Here is an 18,156-nt window from a genome sequence, read left to right on the forward strand (position 1 = left end):
CCGCCTCCGGTGATGGCGAAGCTCGTCAGAACGCGTCCGCAAGCACGGCAGGATGCACGCACTGTCATCACTCGCTATCGACGTGAGCGTGCACCGCACGCGGTCGAGGGGTTCGTGCAGGCCTTGTCACAGGCCTACGAACACATCGGCCGGCATCCGGCGAGCGGATGCCCTCGCTACGCCGAACGACTGAAACCGCCCGGCCTACGATACTGGCCATTACAGCGGTATCCCTATCTCGTGTTTTATAGAGAACATCCAGAATACGTCCTCGTGTGGCGCGTCCTGCACCGCAAGCGCGACATTCCCGCCTCGATGCGGACGTGACGTTCGCCGCGGAAGAGATGTTTACGAGGCTACGATGCGGCGCTCGCAGATGGCGCACCCGTGCCTCACCGACGCATCTCATCGGCATCCGCCGTTCTCGTGCCGCCCGTGCTCGGGCCGCGCGTACTTCGTGATCACCGCGGCAATCCCACGCATCCTCGAACCGGGTGTGACGTCCGGGCACGCTCATTGCCTCCGGCGCCTCCGTGCGACTGGAGATCCGGATTCGCTCACCGTCCCGATGGATCTCGAGGTTTAGATCCGCCTCAATCGGCGGCAGGAAACGGTGTGAATCGATCGAGGAGCATTGATGCGTCGCGATCGATGCCCCTGCGACTCGGGCGACAGCCCGATCTGAAGCTCGTTGAAGAGATTGAAGGCCGCAGCGGCCTCGGCGACGGTTTTCGGCAGCCACCTCGCGCCCCCCCGTGAAACGTCGATCGAGACCCGATTGCTCCTCCCCTTGTTGGAGTGCCTCGCAGTACCACGGGTAGTGGCAAGACCGGCTGGCTCGATCCCGCAGCCCCGCGCTGCATCGGCCCACATCAACGGTTGTGTTCGAGTGGTTTATTGGCAATGGTATCGCCATCTCTCACCACAATTGACTGTCTCTCGTGAAGTGAGACGCTCAATCCCGTGGCACGATGTCCCGTGCGCAAGGAAGTCTCATGTTGTCCCCGCTGATCAACAAGATGAACTCGATGAGCTCGAGATGGTGGATCTTAGCGATGCGACGGTCGAAACCAAACAGGTCTGATTTGGTCAGATACCCGACAATCAGTTCGGTCTCGGCTTCTTCCGCGGCTGAACACTCATCGTGAGACGCGGGCGGTCACATGAATCGGCGACGAGATCCATGGCCCCCCCACGTGAACGTCACCTACGGGTTCGCTGCCTAGGAAACATTCAAATCCACAGTTGCTGGCGGCGAGTCTGAATAGCGGAAGCGATCGATCCAGGTGACATCTCGCCCTACCCCATCGCTCCATTGTTTCTCGGTTGCGCAGCCCAAGTTGTAGGACGGCCCACCGAGCGAACATCGTTCATAGGAGACCGGCGGGCGACTGTGCTTTCCGATCAACCCACGACGGTGCTGAACGTCAACACGCTCCACTACCTCGGCAGAGATCGAGCCCGCATTTTTTCAACGTCGAGCAATGTGCCGCTCGTACGCGCGGGCCTCGTGGACAGTAGCGAGCGCACCTGCTTCGTAGTTCACTCGTCCGAAACCGTATTCGGCAGCACTCTCTGTCAAGGCAGTCCAGAAGTTTGCGGCCAAGCTGCGATACACCGCGATCTCGAAGACGGCATGACCCTTGGGTTCATCCGGCAAACGCCACAAGGTAGCGCCCATGTGAGCGGCAACAGTGACCGCTACGTCTCCCACGGCAAATGCGCGCGGGTGCAAATCGATCGGCACGAGCTTGCATAATGTCTCGCGCGTTTTCGGGCCCGACAGCCGCAGAACGGCCTGGCCGTCGCTTTGGTCCGCGATGGCTGCGCAGTCGTCCAGAGCCTCGGCCAACTCGACCGCGAGTCCGTTTGCATCGTCTTCGCGGGTCGCCAACCAGGCGTTGGGTCCGGTGGCGATAAATGCGATGTCCTCCCCAATCGAGCGGCGTGGCCCGGAGAGGAGTTCGACCCCAAAGCGTTGCCGGCATTTGCCGGCGAACTCCTCATATCGCCCTCGCCTCGCGAGCACGGAGGCGATACCCAAGCCGCCTCGATCACACGCGATCACACCAGCGTCCGGTGAAGACGCGACCGGTAGATCCAAGAACGGCGCCCGCGCGGCCCATTCATCCTGGGAATTCTTATTTCGATTCATCCTTTCAACCTCACGCCTTCGGGATCGAAGAACATTGGCGAGACGATTTCGACGTCCGTCTCGCCCCCCCGCAACGGATCGTAGGCTCGCACCCGCTCGCCCCAACGATTGGATCCGCGCGCCAACAGTCCCAAGCCGATCCAATGATTCAACATCGGAGAGAACGCGACGGAGGTCACATAACCCTGATCGTTGCTCAGCGCAGTTTTTGCGCCCATCGACAGGAAGTGGGCACCCGCATGAAGTCGCTTGCTCCGATCAAGGGGTTTGATCCCGACCAAGGCGGGGCGTTCGGGATCCACCAGGCCTGGCCGCCCGGCGAGCACCCGACCGATGAAATCCTTCTTGGTCGACATGAGGCGGCCCAACCCGAGATCGGCAGCCGTGGTCATTCCGTTCAACTCATTGCCGGCAACGTGACCCTTTTCGATACGCATGACGCCGAGCGCCTCGGTGCCATAGGGAACGACATTCCATGGCTCACCGGCGGCCATGAGCGCACGAATCGTCGCATCGCCGTATCTAGCGGGCACCGCGAGTTCAAACGCGAGTTCACCCGAGAAGGAGACGCGGAAGAGTCTCGCGGGAATGCCGCGCCAGGAAAATTCCGCACACGCGAGATACGGAAACGCGGTGTTTGAGATATCGAGCGCATCACCCAGCAAACGTTCGAGCAACTGCCGCGAGTTGGGTCCAGCGATGGCATATTGCGCCCATTGCTCAGTGATCGAAACGATCCGCACGTCCAACTCAGGCCAAATCACTTGGCGCGCGTGTTCGAGATGCTGCATGACCTTGCCGGCGTTTACTGTCGTGGTCGACATCACGTAGTGACCGGCAGAAAGATGGGCGGTCGTGCCGTCGTCCATCACGATCCCATCTTCTCTCAGCATGACTCCGTAACGCGTCTTGCCGACCGGCAGGGTCGAGAAACTATTGATGTACACGTGATCCAGGAAGGTGGCGGCGTCTTTACCTTGGATGTCGATCTTCCCCAGGGTGGAGACATCGCACACGCCAACACTCTCCCGGACGGCCTTCGCTTCCCGCACCACCGTTTGCAGCCAGTGATCCTCGCCGCGCTGAGCGAAGTATTGCGCGCGCAGCCAGGGCCCCACCTCGACGAAGGTCGCCCCGCGTTCGCCTGCCCAGCCATGGGCCGCCGTCAGCCGCGTCGGCCTGAATTGCTTGCCACGATGGTGTCCGACGAGCGCGCCGAACGATACGGGTGTATATGGTGGCCGAAATACGGTTGTTCCCACCTCCGGAATGGAACGCCCCGTGACCGAAGCAAGGATGGCGAGACCATTGATGTTCGACGTGCGTCCTTGGTCGGTGCCCATGCCCAACGTGGTGTAGCGTTTCAAGTGCTCCACCGAGCTGAAGCCCTCGCGCGCTGCGAGCGCTACATCTTCGCGCGTCACGTCGTGCTGAAAATCAACGAACGCCTTGCCCTTCGAGCCGGTGACGTCCCAGCAAGGCGCGACCGCCGTCAACTCCTCGTCGACTTCCGGCGCCGACGCGGCGAGGGACCGGTGCCCGGTGGATCGAGCAGCTTCCGCCCCGGCCTCTGCTCCTTCCCTCAGTGCCGCCGCAAGTGCGAAGGAACCACGCGCTGCGCCGACGACAACCGCGCCCGAGAGTTCGCTCGGCAAGAACGCCGACAATGCATCACTCCAGCGTGGCCGGCCCCCCAGATGGGTAGACAGGGCGATGTTGGGGTTCCATCCACCGCAAACACACAATCCATCCGTCCGGATGTCCTCGACGCCGCCGTCGTGTTTTCGGATCCGCACGCGATTCAACGCATGCGAGCCGAACGTTTGGATGACACCCGCGTCGAGTAGCGCGCGGATCTGGGCCTTCTTGGCGGCACTCGCCAGTGCGGGAGAAATGTCCGAGCGAGTATCGACGACGGCGCGCACTTCAATGCCGGCGCGAGAGAAATCGAGCGCAGTCTTCCAGCCATCATCCGATGAAGTAAACACCACCGGCCGTTCGCCCATGGCTACACCATATCGATTGAGGTACGCGCGAGCCGCCGAAGCCATCATCACGCCCGGCCGATCGTTGCCGCCGAAGACCAGGGGACGCGCGATGGCGCCCGCCGCAATGACGACTCGCTTGGCGACGATCTTCCAACAACGCTGCCGCGGCTGATGTAGTCGCGGCGCGGACAGATGATCCGACACACGCTCCACGGCACCGAAGGTGTTGCCATCGTAGACACCGAACACGGTCGTACGAGGCATCACGCGCACGTCGGGGAATGACGCAAGCTCCGCCGCGACTTGCCGTGCCCATTCCGTCCCGGAGAGATCGCCAATGCGTCGACGCTCGCCATTGAGACTGCCGCCCAGCACGAAATCTTCGTCGACAAGAATCACGCGAGCGCCCGATCGTCCTGCCGCGAGCGCAGCCGAGAGTCCCGCCGGACCTGCGCCTACGATCAGTACGTCACAAAACGCATGTGCCTTCTCGTAGGTATCCGGATCCTCCATTTCGCTCGCGCGCCCGAGTCCCGCGGCTCGACGGATCAGCGGCTCATAGAGCTTCTCCCAAAACGCGGCTGGCCACATGAACGTTTTGTAGTAAAAGCCCGCGACGAAGATCGGTGACAACAACGAGTTGATGGATCCAACATCCACCGCAAGAGAGGGCCATCGATTCTGACTGCGCGCCTCGAGGCCCTCGAACAACTCGACCACGGTCGCGCGCGTGTTCGGTTCGCGACGCGCGCCGGCCCGGAGCTCCACGAGCGCATTCGGCTCCTCGGACCCGGCGGTGAGAATGCCCCGCGGACGGTGGTACTTGAACGAGCGCCCAACGAGTTTTACCCCGTTCGCCAGTAACGCCGAAGCCAGTGTATCTCCGATGTAACCGCCGTGATGCTTACCGTCAAACGAGAAAGACAAAGGCCTCCCCCGATCGACGCAGCCACCGTGTTTGAGCCGACGCGGCTGGCCCGCTACGAACCCATTCATGCGCCAACTCCCGCGTCGCACATCTCGACGGCAAATACTTCATGCGTGCGCGTGTCGCGAGTGACGCGCAGCCATCCGCGGCACCCAAACGCGTGGTACCAGAGCTCTTCGTGGCGACCTGCGGGGTTGCCGCGCATGTACACTGCATCGACGAACTCGCCCGACGCGCTCGGATGAGGACGACGCACGCTTGCGTCCCCGAGACTGGAAAACTCGCTCCAATCCCTCGGACCACAGAAAGGACAATGGATACGCATCAGTGTAGATTGGGCTGCGCGCCCTGCCCCTTTTCGTCGATGAGATGCCCCGTGGCGAATCGGTCGAGACGATACTCGCGTGCGACTTCGTGAGCTTCGTCGCGCGCCAATAGGTGCGCGAAGCACCAACCCGACGCCGGCGTCGCCTTGAAGCCGCCATAGCACCAACCGGCATTCAAATAGAGACCCGGTCGCGGCGTGAAATCAATGATGGGCGAGCCATCCATCGACATGTCCATCACGCCGCCCCACGAACGCAACACACGGAGGCGCCCGAGCGATGGCATCAAGGCCATGGCGCTCTCGCAGACCTCCTCGAACATGGGCAAGTTGCCCCGCTGCGCATAGGAGTTGTAGCCATCGGGATCGCCGCCAAAGACCAACCCGCCCTTGTCGGACTGGCTAATATAGAAATGCCCCGCACCGAAGGTCACGACGCCCGGAATGCAGGGCTTGATCGCCTCCGAGACAAATGCCTGCAACACGTGACTTTCGATGGGCAGTCGCAACCCCGCCAAATTCGCTAGCCTGGAGGTGTTGCCGGCAACCGCGAGCCCTACCTTCGATGCCTTGATTTCACCGCGCGTCGTTACGACGCCGACGACGCGCCCGGCCTGCTCGATGAACCCCGTGACTTCACAGTTTTGGATGATATCCACGCCTCGTAGGCTCGCTGCGCGTGCATAGCCCCACACGACGGCATCGTGACGCGCAGTTCCACCGCGTCTTTGCAACAAGCCACCGCGGATCGGAAAACGCCCGTTGTCAAAGTCGAGGAATGGCGCCATGCGCTTGACCGCTTGCGCATCCAGCAACTCAGCGTCGACGCCATGCATGCGCATCGCGTTGCCGCGTCGCGCGTAGGCGTCGCGTTGCGCATCGGAATGATACAAGTTCAACACGCCGCGCTGACTCACCATCGCGTTATAGTTGAGATCCTGTTCCAGTCCCTCCCAAAGCTGCATCGATAGTTCGTAAAAGGGCAGATTGCCAGGGAGTAAATAGTTAGAACGAATGATCGTCGTGTTACGCCCGGCGTTACCCGAGCCAATCCAGCCCTTCTCAAGCACGGCGACGTTCGTGATCCCATGCACCTTCGCGAGGTAGTACGCTGTCGCGAGGCCATGCCCGCCGCCCCCGACAACAACCACGTCATAGTTTTTTTTCGGCACCGCGTCGCGCCATGCGGGCGTCCAGTCGCGATGGCCACGCAGTGCTTGACGCATCAGTCCAAATATCGAATAGCGCATACCGTTCGGAAATGACTAGAGATCGCGAGTGAATGTTAGGTACATGCCCGGGAGACGATTGCCCAGCATGCGACACGCTCTATACAAATGACGCCACCTCGCATCCGACAAGGTTTCGAATGCCGCAACTGGAAAGCCGGACCATCTGGAGTGTTAGTCTGCGACCTGTTGCAACGCTGTGCGGGCGGCCAATCAGTTGGCCGGCAAGACGCCATACCGCTGGTGGAACGCCGCGCCGGGGACCAGCCGGCGCTGGCCTCCAAGGGTGCGGCGGTGGTGCCGGACTTCGAGTTCGGCGCGAGAGTCGGTGCTCTCGACTTGCTGTTGGTGTGCGCGGGCGGAATCCCTCACCTGACCGCCGGACGTTCGGCTGGCTGAACAAGCTCGCGCTTGAAGGCGTCACGCTCGGCGGCGTGTTTGGCGGTCCCTTCATCCTCGCTAAAGCGGGACTCTTGTCGGGGCGCCGTTGCACCGTGCACTGGGAATATCTACCGGCCCTGCAGGAGGCCTCCCCGACGTGCGATTGACTCGCTCGTTGTTCGAGTTTGACGGGAACCGCGTCACGTGTTGCGGCGGCGTCGCCGGACTCGACAGTATGATCGCTCTCATCGGGCGGGATCATGGTTATTCGGGCGACCGCCGTGAGCGACTGGCTACTGCAGCATCGACTCTACGAACATCGGACCGGTGCTTCTGCAATCGGGGTCCAGTGATCTATCATTGCGGCATGCGTAGTTTAGTAAACGGTTAGATCGACACGCTGGGCATTGAATGCGTAATAGGGCATGTATTCACGCATCTGGTTGACACCCCTGGCTACGTCGGCTGCGCTGTATGAATCGGGAGGGATTCCTGCATAGTCGTCATTCGCACGCTTCCGCGCTTCCGGGTCTGTTACCTGGAAGTCTGTCCACACGAGCCAGAAAGACCTCCCGTCCTGGCTTATCCATTTAGGTGCAATCTGGGGCGAGTAAGCACGTGCATGCGGATCGCCGGCTGGCATCCAACTGGTCTCTTCGTGGATTTGTGTCCAGGGTCCCCAACAATTTTTAGAAATCCAGAACCCAAGATAGCTTGGCTTCTCAAACCAGTTGCCATCCGGCGAAGTGCCCATCCCCCAGTTAGCCATGATATAAATTCCCAGTGGTGCATTGAATATTACGCTGGGCTGCCATGCAAACGGATGCACAAAAGTATTTATCCAACCGCGCGGAAAAGTATGGACCGCGGAACGCTGAGTGATGTCCTTAGTCCACTTTGCACTGCTTTTTGAGTCGTATCCCGCAAAGTACTCATAGCTCTGTCGATGCAGAATTCTTCCTTTTGGCACCCGGAACATGACGAGCTCGTTCATCGTGCCCTCGGTATTTCCATTGGGGCTATATAGGTAAACGTACCCGTCGCGGTTGTACTCGTAATTCCTGCCCATCTGCAATACGGTGAGTAACGAGAAGGCTTCTTGATCTTCTTCGAAGAAGACCATTGTATCGCGTGAACGATGATTCCAGTCCTCCCACGCGACTGGTGTCGAGCCGTCCTGGTTGTGCCAAGTTCGGCCATTGTTAGGTGAGTAAATCAGCTTGACCCCGGTGAAGCGGAGTGGGTTCTTGGGATCTCGTTTCTCAGTTTCGTCGGCCTGGAGTGGCCGGTTGAATGTGCTCATGAACTGATAGAGATGTTCGTCTAGCGCCAGCGTGCCAAAATTGTAGTATCGCGCGTCATTTTCCTTCTGGATCGGTCTTCCTAGCATTGGATAGCGAGATATATCATGGAACTGTGCGTCGAGTGGGCCGCCAGTAATGGCCAACATACGGCTGTTGTATGAGGCTGGCGGATTGCTAGAGAACCCTCCTCCATCGCACAGACTGACATAGAGCCGGTCGTCTGAGGCCCAACTCATGTGCCAGTTGTCCCCATTTCCCCCGTGCCGTATGACGGTGTCGTCACGCCGAACGAGGGATTTGATGCGTATTGACTTGCTATCCCGCGGCTTTGCTACTGACTTCGCTTTCTCCGAGGAACTGGCAAGAGAGAGGGGGAAGTAGGTTGCAGCGGTAGCGGCGGCGCCAAAGGAGGCGAGTTGGTCAAGAACGGTGCGACGGGTAGGCATGGAGGTTCACCGGAGAGTCATTCCGAAGCATCGTGAATCCGGGAGGGCCACTAAAGCTGGCTGCTTGAACTTCGGATCTTGGGGAGAAAGGGTGTGTTGCTAGTTTCAAATAGTGACTGTCTCAAGCGGCCAGTTTGCCCCTCAAGCACGATGATTTGTGTGTCGCGGACGTATATCCGCTTGATCTTTGTAAACCCTGGCATTCGAGGCCCGACAGCGCGGCTGCGCATCGCACGATTGAGGTCAGTTCCAGTCAGCGACATATCGCGTGCCGGGCTCCATGGTCGATCTGCAGTTGCGAGCGGCAGGCTACCTACATATCGCCACGCGACGCTCGCAAGCATCGTGATGGCACCGTCCCCTTCAGTAATCTTGACCGCTCCTGATTGGAACCACATCACCTGATCACCCTTAAATGTCAACGCCGACTGAAATTTGACCCACCCTCGGCTCAATAACGCCGAAGTAAATTTGCCCCCCTGGGCACCTGCTACTGAGTCTTTGCTACCGCCTTGATCGATCCGGCCTTGCGCTTGTCCTTGAACCGATAGCTTTCGCCGGCCATCTGCACAATGTGCGCGTGGTGAAGTAGCCGATCGAGAAGCGCTGCTGTAAGTGTTTGATCGTCGGCTAATGCGGTAGCCCATTGCGTGAATGGCAAGTTGCTGGTGAGGATCATGCTGCCGCGTTCGTAGCGTTTGGCCAGGACGTTGAAGAACAGGTTCGCCTCGTCACGGCCGAACGGTAGATAACCGATCTCGTCAACGATGAGCAGCTTTGGGCCCAGAACAGCGCGATTGAAGTACCCCTTCAGCCGACCTTGTGCCTTGGCGGCAGCAAGCTGGATCATCAGATCAGCGGCCGTGATGAAATGCGTCTTGATGTCCGCCATCACGGCGCGATAGCCGGCCGCCCAGGCGCAAGGTGGCTCTTGCCAACGGCCGACGGCGAGCAGCACCACGTTCTCAGCGCGCTCGATGAAGGTCAGTGATGCAAGCTCTTGTATCTGCTGTTTCGGCGCGCCGGTTGCGAAGTTGAAATCGTAGCTCTCGATCGTCTTCACCACGGGTAACGTCGCAAGCTTCAGTAACGCCTGTCGAGTGCGTTCGGTTTTAGCCGCTTGCTCCGTCTCGAGCAGCGAAGTAAGGAAATCGGCGAAGCTGGCCTGAGTGACGGCGGCTCGTTGAGCGAGCGCCGACCACTCGGTGCTCAGAACGGGCAGCTTCAGCTCTTCGCAAAGAGCGGCAATGCGTTGTTGCTGCAAACTCATGCCACATCCTCCAGCAGTGCCTGATACACCCAAAGGACCGAGGCGAGTTGCTCGATCCCTGTCAGATCGATCTCGGCACACCGACCGTTCGCGAGCTGTAATCGCACGGTGACGGGCATGGGTGGGCAAAGCTCGGTCATGGCGACCTTGGCGAAGCGGACCGCGAGCTGTGAATGGCCTCGCAACTTGGCAGATGCCCTCGGCTTAGGCTCCCCGTGCCAGCGTCCTTCGCGGATCAGCACGCCTCGCCAGTGATACATCGCCCACAGGGCCAACCCGTGGTCTTTGGCGTAGGCTGCCAGTGACTTCCCGGAATCCTTCCAACCCTGCAGGTGCTGCAACCACTCGGTGATCTTCTGGGCTCGGTCGTCTGTAAGCGCTAATTTCTCCGCATCATTGCTTCGATAGGTCGAATGTGTTGAAGGGTAACAGCGCCTCGAAGTCTTCCACCGTCTTGGCGTGTGGTAGCCGTTCGAACAGCCGACACAGATAGGCGAAGGGCTCCAGTCCATTGGCCTTGGCGGTCTGAGTCAGGCTATACCACGCGGCACTTGCCTTCGCGCCTTTGGTGGTGGCTGCAAAAAGCCATGCCTTTCGACCTAGAGCAAATGGGCGAATGGCATTCTCAGCGAGATTGGTATCCATCGCCAGTCGGCCGTCTTCGGCGTAGCGAACCAACTTGGGCCATTGCTTTTCCAGATAACCCAGTGCCTCGCCGAGCTTGCCGGAGATCAGTGTCTCTCCTTGCAGCGACTGCGCGAATGTATGTAACGAATCAAGTAATGGCGCTGAGCGCGCTTGTCGCGCTTGCCGTCGTTCCTCATCCGACAGATGTTTGATGTCACGTTCGATGGCATACAGTGCATCAATGCGCCGAACGATCTCGTGAGCCGCGGTGTTCTTCTTTTGCTCCGACTTCGGTAGTGCCTGCACCGCCTCGAAGAAGCGTCTCCGTAGGTGCGCGAAACATCCGACGTGGGTCAGCTGCAACGAGGCGGCCGCGGCATCGTACGCTGCGTATCCATCACTTTGGACATAGCCGTGCGCGCCGTCCAGCAATCGTGCCGCCACTTGTGAGCTTCGACTCGGATCATGATCAAACAAGATCAACCGCTGCCCAGGTGGGCCGGCCACCCGAACCCACATCATGTGCTGTTGACTGTGTGTATCGCTCTTCAACACCTGCAGTGGTGTCTCGTCGATGCGGATATAACCTGAGGCTCGCATCCGCTCATCCATCAAGTTGACCAGCGGGACGATCGCCTCGTGCCCACGGATCGCGACCGCCGCCTGTGTGCCGCGAGGTACTGCGATGCCATGACGGGCGAGCACCGTCTCCAATCGATAGAACGGCAGCCCATCGACAAACTTCGAGGTGATGAGGTGGGCTGCCATGCGAGCAGAGATATTGCTTCGAGGCAGGAACTGCGCAGGCACCGGTCCGATCTTCACGCCGACGTGACAGTGACGGCAGGCGTACTTCGGCCGCACATGACGGATCACCTGGATCTTCGCAGGAATGTAGTCCAGCTGCTCGGAGGTCTCCGCACCAATCTCGGTCAGCAACGATCCACAGCCACACACGCGCTCGAGCGCGGGCAGCTCATGACGCACCTCGATACGCGGCAGATGTGCAGGCAATGCTTTGCGGCCTGGAGACTTCTCAGGCGCTTTATCCTCGCGCAGCGGCGTGGCACCCAAGGCCGGCTCAAAGCCAACCGCATCGAGAACCTCCATCGCCGCTTCAGCTTCGTTGAAGAGCCCGCGTTGACCGGGTGCCTCACCGAGTCTCTCGCGACTTGCGCCGTACTTCTCGGCGCGCATCAGGCGCAGCGCTTCCTCCAACAACCGAATGTAACGCTCACGCTCTTTGATCTCGGCGTCGCGTGAAAGCACCAGGGCTTGAAGCTGCGCGATCTGCGCTTGCTCGTCGGTGCTTGAGGAAGGCTCCAGCATGCGTTGGAGTATCGCATGCCGGAGTGTTCAGAAGAACAACTGAAAGGATAGAAACAAACAAAAATCAGTGACGATGCGAGATGGCGATTACCCAACCCGACGGATCGCAAGCTCACGGTGCCCTTGATTGAACACATCAAATCCATCCAGCAATGCGTTCAAGGCGCGTCCGTTCATCAGTACGGTATCACCGCTCACCTGGCGCGGCCAGACGAACTGTTGCTTCTCGAGACGCTTCGCCCATAAGCACAGGCCATTGCGTTCCCAATACAACAAGCGGATGCGATCACGTCGTCTCGTCGTGAACACGTACAACGCCGGCTCGAAGACGTTACGACCCAAGCTTTGCTCAACCAGCAACGCCAGACTCGCCGCCTGCTTGCGCCCATCCACCGGCGCCACGCACAGATAGACCGTGACCTCCGCGCTCGGGCGCATCATGCCTGGGCCTCCAGGGCGCCGATCAGTTGGACTAGCGAATCGAGACGCGCGACCTCGATCTCGGCGCGTCGGCCATTGCCTAACTTCAGGTGCATGACGTACGCCGGCATCGGTGATGTTACCGTCACACGAGCAAAGGGCGCTGGAGCAACCTGACCTTGCGCATCCCGCGTCGCCTTGCGCGCTTTGTCCGGCCACAATCCCTCGCGAACCAATCGGCTGCGCCATTGATAGAGCGCCCACGCCCGAAGGTTGTGCTCCTTCGCGTATGCCACGACGGATCCGCCGCTCGCCTCACAGCGGCGCAGATGCTCCAGCCACTCATTGATCCGCTGCTCGCGGGCCTCTTGCTTCGACATGTCGATCTCCTACGGTTGAGAAACGACATACCCCAGCAGAGACCGATCAGTCGTTACAGGCTGCGATAGTTGGAGCGCTTACGGTCGTCTTGCTTCGACATGTCGTTCTCCATCGGTTGGGAAAAACGACACCTCAGCAGATCACTCCTTATATCGGCAGGCTGGGGTAGTTCTCGCGCTTACGGCCTTGTTAGCGCACAACAGAACCTATGATGACAACTTCGAGCAGCTGCTACAGGCCGCGTGAGCAGCGACCATCGGAACTGAAGCAAACCCTTCCGTAATTTGCTGAGGCGACGCAACCGCTGATGGCAAGACAGGTAAGACCGCGACCGGACAGCCTGGTAATGACCCCGCACTGTCGAGTGCAGTTCAGTTTTTAGGCCCCGGTCAGCGAAATCCATCAGGAACCGCAGCCCACGAGCTGCACGATGAGTTCGAATGTATGGCTGCAATCCTGCCTGCCAAACCATCTTCGCGTACAAATCGCCTCACAAACAGGGGAGCGTCCATGTATGGGTCATTACAGAACGGCGCATCCCTGCATCAAAATCCAACCCGAAACCCTACGCCGCGTCCGCAACGCCAAAATTCCAAAATTCCGCCTACCAAGTTGATGAGATCGACTCGACTACCCCTCAACTTGAGTACTTCCGCCGACCTCAGAATCCAAGCCCAGCCTCGCATTGATCGACGAATATGTGTGCAATTTACATCTGCCAAATGTGTGAGGTCCTAGCCCGGCCTTGACACAAAGATCGCTATTCTCGTTGAAACGATGACCATGAATCACAGATCTGACGCTACCATCGACGGCGACGAAAGATCACGCATTGCCGCTGGCTCAACTCGTGGTCGTGATCGCAGCAGCGCCTCATCGAGCATCGCTATCAGAGCATCTCGCTCATAAGTATGAGAGTGCCCCTCGTTCAACTGCACAAGTTGTTCGATTTGTTTTCTTATGGTCCTCTGCGCCTCTTGCTCTTCCGCGACTAAGTATCGACGTTTGGGGATGCGCCCGAATAATGCATCGACCACAGCCTCTGCGACTGCATGCGGCTCACGGCAGGTCGATAAATCGACTGGCGTGTCGCTAGCACCAATTCTCGTAAGAGCGCTTCGTGCGATGGCCGATCTGAACTTACCAGGCTCAACCACGCTTACCAGCACACCGAGGACCTCCAATTCGAGCGAAAGCGAATCTGTAAATGCTTCCATTGCGTGCTTACTCATACTGTAAGCTCCCGCACCCTCGGCTGCCAATATTCCGGAGATTGAACCGATTGTGACAATCCGTCCTCTCTCAGCAATCACAAGAGGAGCAAATGCTTTCGTTATCCTATACGGCCCAAATAGATTAACGGTCATCACCAACTCAAACTCACGATCATCACCACCAACTATCGGCCCGAGCGCACCGACGCCTGCATTGTTCACCAGCCCGTAGAGTCCTCGACCACTATTTTCGACGTAGCTCAATGCCGACTCAATATCATTGGGACTTGTAACGTCCAGCCGCAATGGCTGTACGTTGTTCATGCGCTCGAGATCTCGGAGGTCCGCCTTCTTGCGCGCGCCCGCGAACACGAGGTGGCCGTCTGCAACAAGATGCTCCGTGATGCATCGACCGATGCCACTCCCCGCTCCAGTCACCAGCACCGCCTTCTGACGGCGCTCCGGAACGCTCTTCTCATCTGACAATGTTTCCATGGCCACGCACTCACCCCGAACTGTCGCCTGAGGTTTCCTCAGACAGTGCCGCATAGCGCTTGAGCCGCGGCCGCGATTCCTTCAACCGTGGGGTACATCAGTGCCTCAAGACATGGATTGAATGGGACAGGCACATCCGGCGCGGTAAGCCTCACAATCGGTGCTCTTAGGCAATCGAATGCGTACTCAGCTGCCGTTGCGGCGACTTCGGATGCAACACTGCACATAAGTGGAGCCGGGTCGACCACGATCAGACGACGCGTCTTTTGTACCGACCGGAGGATCGTCGAACGATCTAGTGGCACTACCGTGCGAATGTCCACGACTTCTGCTGAGATTCCCTGCCGTGCGAGTAAGTCGGCCGCCTCAAGGCTGCGCTTTACAGCAGCCGCAAGTGCAACGATCGTTAGGTCGGAACCGAGCCGCTTTATGGCGGCGGTGCCGATCGGCACGGTGTAATCGCCATCAGGAACCTCGCCGCACAATTCCAGCAACGTGCAATCCTCAAAGCAAAGGACCGGATTTCCATCTCGGATTGCTGACCTCATCAGCCCCTTCGCTTCGTATGGCGTCGCTGGCACGACGATTTTGAGTCCAGGCACTTGTGCGAACAATCCCCAGGGCCGGTCGGAGTGATGAGCTGCAGACGAAGTTCCGTAGTAAGTTGACGAACGAATCACTACCGGCACGCACGCTTGACCACCGAACATGTAGCGACTTTTTGCGGCCTGATTGGCGATCTGATCCATCGCAGAATACAAGAATGTCGCGACGGTTGCCTCGATTACGGGTCGCATTCCCGTCAATGCGGCACCGATGCCTGCGCCTATGAAACCTGACTCGCAAATTGGCGTGTTGCGGATCCGCTCTGGACCGAACTCTGGCAGCACGTCCGCGTATGCGCCCGCCCGCAAGTCTTCTCCCATAACAAACACTCGCGGATCAAGCCGCATCTCGTCGACAACGGCTTGGATTGCTGCTTCAGCATAGGTAATCTGAGCCAAGTAACATTACTCCGTGTGAACCCACTGTTCCACAAATACGTCCTCATACAATTCCTCGGCCTCCGGGGACGAACTAGAGACTGCGAAATCAACGGCCGCATCGACTTCTTCTAGAACAGATCGCCTAATCCCTTCGATCTCCGCATGTGACAGGAGATCCGTAATTTCTAGTTTGGCAGCGAACATCTCTATAGGATCCCTGGCGCGCCATGAAGCAATCTCTTCGTCTGTTCGATATGGAGCCCGCTTGCTCGTTCCTGCGATCTCGTGGTGGTCACAGTACCGATAAGTTTTTGCCTCGACAAGCGTCGGTCCTTCGCCACTTCGCGCGCGTGACACCGCCGCCGTCACCGCGTCGTGCACAGCCAAAACATCCTGACCATCCACAATAACACCGGGTATGCCATATGCGCCCGCACGTATGGCGACGTCTGAGACAGAGGTTGTTTGTGACATCGGTGACGTAGCCGCATAACCATTGTTTTCACAAAGAAACACGACACCCAGTTTCCATACTGCCGCCAGATTTAAGGATTCGTGGAAGGGCCCGCAATTAGCGGCGCCATCACCGAAAAAGCAAAGGCAGACCTGATCCGTTCCTCGCAGACGCGCACTCAGTCCGGCGCCGACTGCCACTGGCATCAGCGAGCCAACGATCCCGGATTCGCCTAAGCTGCCCGCTGCAAAAACTGCCAAATGCATGGAACCGCCCTTGCCACGACACACACCGGTTTCTTTGCCGAACAACTCAGCCATTAATGGCGCGAGTGCAACGCCCTTTCCAATAGGGTGCCCGTGAGAGCGGTGATTGCCTGTCATATAGTCGTCGTCGCGGAGGGCCATACATGCGCCAACGATCTCAGCCTCTTGACCGATAGAGTTGTGCAAAAAGCCTGGCAACTGCGATCTGAGCACTGCGGCGCGTTCATCGAAAACTCGAATCCGGAGCATTCGACGAAGCATCTCGCGCACCATCTCTCCTTGCGATGGCGCTATCCTCACGTGAGCATCTACTTGCTTCGTCATTGGAGCCCTCCGCCCATATTTCATCGCACATTCACGTGGAAGAGCGAATTAAATATCGATTGGCGATTCATTCGCACTCCGCCGCCCGACACGTCGCCGCCGCTCGTCGATTGCTTCGCGCACATCTCGGTCTCTCGAATACATACAATCCAAACAACGCTTCAGTAAACTATCGTCCAGCGTAGGCGCCACGATCCCCGCCTGCTCGAGCTCAGAATGCGTCAAATCGCAGTTCACACGCACGTTCCACGAATTCTCTCGACGCTGATGCTCGTCAAAGGACTTTCTATCTAAGGAAAAGGTAATCTCCACAAGAGGCACTATAGGCATCGACTTCCCACCGTGATGCAAGCGCTTAATCTCAGACATCCACTCATAGGGCTTGATGATCTCAAGCGATGCGCCCGCGATCTCGTTGCATCTTTCGAACACATCGCCAATTGCCTGGCCGGTCGACGTGATGTGAAACACTTTTCCGCCGTCGACGTGTCGCGTTCCCAAGAAAACGACGGCGCGAGCAACATAGTCGACCGGGGTCGGAGCCATGTCATACTTATAACCCTCGATTCCGTATCCAGAGACGAGGCAACTCTTCAGTATCCTGTACTCACGTTGCAGATCGTCATATCGACCGTGAAGCCTATCCGCCCAGACAAGACCTAGACGAAACACATTGCATGGAACGCCTCGCTCAGTCGCACGTTTGAAGATGTTCTCCGCCATCCATTTGCTTGCAACATAGCCTCGAGACGCGCCATGCCTCTCGCCTCGTATGTCAGTCGTTTCGTAAACCTCCCGCGAATCGACGGTAGTTCTCGAACTGAATACGCCGAGCGTCGAAATATAATTAATCAGCTTCTGCTTGTTGCATGTCGCCAATCTCAACAACTCCCTCGTGGATTCGACGTTCGAGGCCTTCGCCATTGCATACGTCTCCAAATGGTTCATGCTAGTGGCACAGTGATAGATCTCATCAATTTCTTCGGATAAATGCACGTACGTTTCATGATCGATACCAAAGGCTGGCAGGCGCAAGTCACCTGGAATTGCCACAATGCGCCGTTCGAATTCCAAACGCCAAAGGTTCCATACGGATAGAACCTCTTTGATACGCAGCATTGCTTCACGCGCCGACGATGCCCGCAACAAGCAGTAGATTGTTGCCTCGGTATCTTGGAGCAGCTGGGCCAATAGAAATCGCCCGACAAAGCCAGCACCACCGGTGAGAAGAATCGACTTGCTCGGTACAGATCGAGGGACCGTACTGGGCACAATTTCCGGATCAAGTTGCCCATCGGAATCAGCACTCACAACATCATCGTCCTTGGACTCTCCGCGTATTCGCTCAGCGATGCCCTTGACCGTTGGACCGCTATATACGTCCGCTATTCTCAGATCACAGCTGAACCCCTGATTGAGTCTGTACAGCATATTGAGGGCGAGCAGTGAATGGCCGCCAAGCGCAAAGAAACTATCATTCATGCCTACACGATCTACGCGGAGTAACTGAGCCCAAAGGTCCGCAATAATTCGTTCAAGCTCCGTACGGGGCGGAACGTACTCTCCCAGTTCTTCCGGTCGTCCCTGTGGGTTCGGTAAAGCACGACGGTCGACCTTACCGTTCGGCGTAAGTG

15 protein-coding genes and 1 pseudogene are annotated in these 18,156 nt (G+C 58.4%); 1 reads left to right on the forward strand and 15 read right to left on the reverse strand.

Annotated elements, in window-relative coordinates; genetic code table 11:
- The first annotated feature begins 12 nt into the window (after positions 1-12).
- Complete coding sequence (locus ACFPN2_RS21030; protein WP_380600268.1) at positions 13-327, forward strand: type II toxin-antitoxin system RelE/ParE family toxin; 315 nt, start codon at positions 13-15, stop codon at positions 325-327.
- A 1,144-nt stretch (positions 328-1,471) separates the two neighbouring features.
- Here the strand turns inward: ACFPN2_RS21030 and ACFPN2_RS21035 are convergent.
- From ACFPN2_RS21035 to ACFPN2_RS21100, 15 genes and pseudogenes are all read right to left on the reverse strand, one after another.
- Complete coding sequence (locus ACFPN2_RS21035; protein ID WP_380600270.1) at positions 1,472-2,155, reverse strand: sarcosine oxidase subunit gamma; 684 nt, start codon at positions 2,153-2,155, stop codon at positions 1,472-1,474.
- Positions 2,152-5,139, reverse strand: a complete 2,988-nt coding sequence (locus ACFPN2_RS21040; protein WP_380600272.1) for a sarcosine oxidase subunit alpha family protein — start codon at positions 5,137-5,139, stop codon at positions 2,152-2,154. Before ACFPN2_RS21040 ends, ACFPN2_RS21035 begins: the two co-directional genes overlap by 4 nt.
- Positions 5,136-5,396, reverse strand: a complete 261-nt coding sequence (locus ACFPN2_RS21045; protein ID WP_380600274.1) for a sarcosine oxidase subunit delta — start codon at positions 5,394-5,396, stop codon at positions 5,136-5,138. Before ACFPN2_RS21045 ends, ACFPN2_RS21040 begins: the two co-directional genes overlap by 4 nt.
- Entirely contained in the window at positions 5,396-6,646 is a 1,251-nt protein-coding gene (locus tag ACFPN2_RS21050; protein ID WP_380600276.1) for a sarcosine oxidase subunit beta family protein, read from the reverse strand. Before ACFPN2_RS21050 ends, ACFPN2_RS21045 begins: the two co-directional genes overlap by 1 nt.
- A gap of 736 nt (positions 6,647-7,382) precedes the next feature.
- Positions 7,383-8,756: a hypothetical protein gene (locus tag ACFPN2_RS21055; protein WP_380600278.1), complete on the reverse strand. Its 1,374-nt coding sequence runs from the start codon at positions 8,754-8,756 to the stop codon at positions 7,383-7,385.
- Between the two features lie 490 nt (positions 8,757-9,246).
- Positions 9,247-10,026 (reverse strand): IS21-like element helper ATPase IstB, encoded by a 780-nt coding sequence (gene istB, locus ACFPN2_RS21060; protein WP_380600280.1) that lies wholly within the window; start codon positions 10,024-10,026, stop codon positions 9,247-9,249.
- Positions 10,023-10,166 (reverse strand): hypothetical protein, encoded by a 144-nt coding sequence (locus tag ACFPN2_RS21065; protein WP_380600282.1) that lies wholly within the window; start codon positions 10,164-10,166, stop codon positions 10,023-10,025. The genes istB and ACFPN2_RS21065 overlap by 4 nt, the downstream gene beginning before the upstream one ends.
- Positions 10,167-10,262: 96 nt before the next feature.
- A pseudogene (gene tnpA, locus ACFPN2_RS38530) lies at positions 10,263-10,538 on the reverse strand (IS66 family insertion sequence element accessory protein TnpA); the annotation flags it as partial.
- Positions 10,420-11,982, reverse strand: a complete 1,563-nt coding sequence (gene tnpC / locus ACFPN2_RS21070; protein ID WP_380600284.1) for an IS66 family transposase — start codon at positions 11,980-11,982, stop codon at positions 10,420-10,422. The pseudogene tnpA (ACFPN2_RS38530) and the gene tnpC, both read right to left, overlap by 119 nt.
- Before the next feature lie 87 nt (positions 11,983-12,069).
- Positions 12,070-12,423, reverse strand: coding sequence for an IS66 family insertion sequence element accessory protein TnpB (gene tnpB / locus ACFPN2_RS21075; protein WP_380600286.1), 354 nt, complete (start codon positions 12,421-12,423; stop codon positions 12,070-12,072).
- Positions 12,420-12,782, reverse strand: coding sequence for an IS66 family insertion sequence element accessory protein TnpA (gene tnpA / locus ACFPN2_RS21080; protein ID WP_380600288.1), 363 nt, complete (start codon positions 12,780-12,782; stop codon positions 12,420-12,422). Before tnpA (ACFPN2_RS21080) ends, tnpB begins: the two co-directional genes overlap by 4 nt.
- 789 nt (positions 12,783-13,571) lie before the next feature.
- The gene (locus tag ACFPN2_RS21085; RefSeq protein ID WP_380600290.1) at positions 13,572-14,492 is read right to left on the reverse strand and encodes an SDR family NAD(P)-dependent oxidoreductase; all 921 of its coding nucleotides are present in this window, start codon (positions 14,490-14,492) and stop codon (positions 13,572-13,574) included.
- A 38-nt stretch (positions 14,493-14,530) separates the two neighbouring features.
- Positions 14,531-15,496 (reverse strand): alpha-ketoacid dehydrogenase subunit beta, encoded by a 966-nt coding sequence (locus tag ACFPN2_RS21090; protein WP_380600292.1) that lies wholly within the window; start codon positions 15,494-15,496, stop codon positions 14,531-14,533.
- A gap of 6 nt (positions 15,497-15,502) precedes the next feature.
- The gene (locus ACFPN2_RS21095; protein WP_380600294.1) at positions 15,503-16,522 is read right to left on the reverse strand and encodes a thiamine pyrophosphate-dependent dehydrogenase E1 component subunit alpha; all 1,020 of its coding nucleotides are present in this window, start codon (positions 16,520-16,522) and stop codon (positions 15,503-15,505) included.
- A 48-nt stretch (positions 16,523-16,570) separates the two neighbouring features.
- On the reverse strand, positions 16,571-18,156 hold a 1,586-nt coding region (locus ACFPN2_RS21100; protein ID WP_380600296.1), incomplete at its 5' end, for a thioester reductase domain-containing protein.

The sequence above is a fragment of the Steroidobacter flavus genome (assembly GCF_042651805.1).
Classification (GTDB): Bacteria; Pseudomonadota; Gammaproteobacteria; order Steroidobacterales; family Steroidobacteraceae; genus Steroidobacter; species Steroidobacter flavus.

Bases quoted from the DNA above. Each gene is read 5' to 3' on its own strand.
- ACFPN2_RS21030 (WP_380600268.1), top strand. From the start codon at position 13: ATGGCGAAGCTCGTCAGAACGCGTCCGCAAGCACGGCAGGATGCACGC.
- ACFPN2_RS21035 (WP_380600270.1), bottom strand. From the start codon at position 2,155: ATGAATCGAAATAAGAATTCCCAGGATGAATGGGCCGCGCGGGCGCCG.
- ACFPN2_RS21040 (WP_380600272.1), bottom strand. From the start codon at position 5,139: ATGAATGGGTTCGTAGCGGGCCAGCCGCGTCGGCTCAAACACGGTGGC.
- ACFPN2_RS21045 (WP_380600274.1), bottom strand. From the start codon at position 5,396: ATGCGTATCCATTGTCCTTTCTGTGGTCCGAGGGATTGGAGCGAGTTT.
- ACFPN2_RS21050 (WP_380600276.1), bottom strand. From the start codon at position 6,646: ATGCGCTATTCGATATTTGGACTGATGCGTCAAGCACTGCGTGGCCAT.
- ACFPN2_RS21055 (WP_380600278.1), bottom strand. From the start codon at position 8,756: ATGCCTACCCGTCGCACCGTTCTTGACCAACTCGCCTCCTTTGGCGCC.
- istB (WP_380600280.1), bottom strand. From the start codon at position 10,026: ATGAGTTTGCAGCAACAACGCATTGCCGCTCTTTGCGAAGAGCTGAAG.
- ACFPN2_RS21065 (WP_380600282.1), bottom strand. From the start codon at position 10,166: ATGACCGAGCTTTGCCCACCCATGCCCGTCACCGTGCGATTACAGCTC.
- tnpC (WP_380600284.1), bottom strand. From the start codon at position 11,982: ATGCTGGAGCCTTCCTCAAGCACCGACGAGCAAGCGCAGATCGCGCAG.
- tnpB (WP_380600286.1), bottom strand. From the start codon at position 12,423: ATGATGCGCCCGAGCGCGGAGGTCACGGTCTATCTGTGCGTGGCGCCG.
- tnpA (WP_380600288.1), bottom strand. From the start codon at position 12,782: ATGTCGAAGCAAGAGGCCCGCGAGCAGCGGATCAATGAGTGGCTGGAG.
- ACFPN2_RS21085 (WP_380600290.1), bottom strand. From the start codon at position 14,492: ATGGAAACATTGTCAGATGAGAAGAGCGTTCCGGAGCGCCGTCAGAAG.
- ACFPN2_RS21095 (WP_380600294.1), bottom strand. From the start codon at position 16,522: ATGACGAAGCAAGTAGATGCTCACGTGAGGATAGCGCCATCGCAAGGA.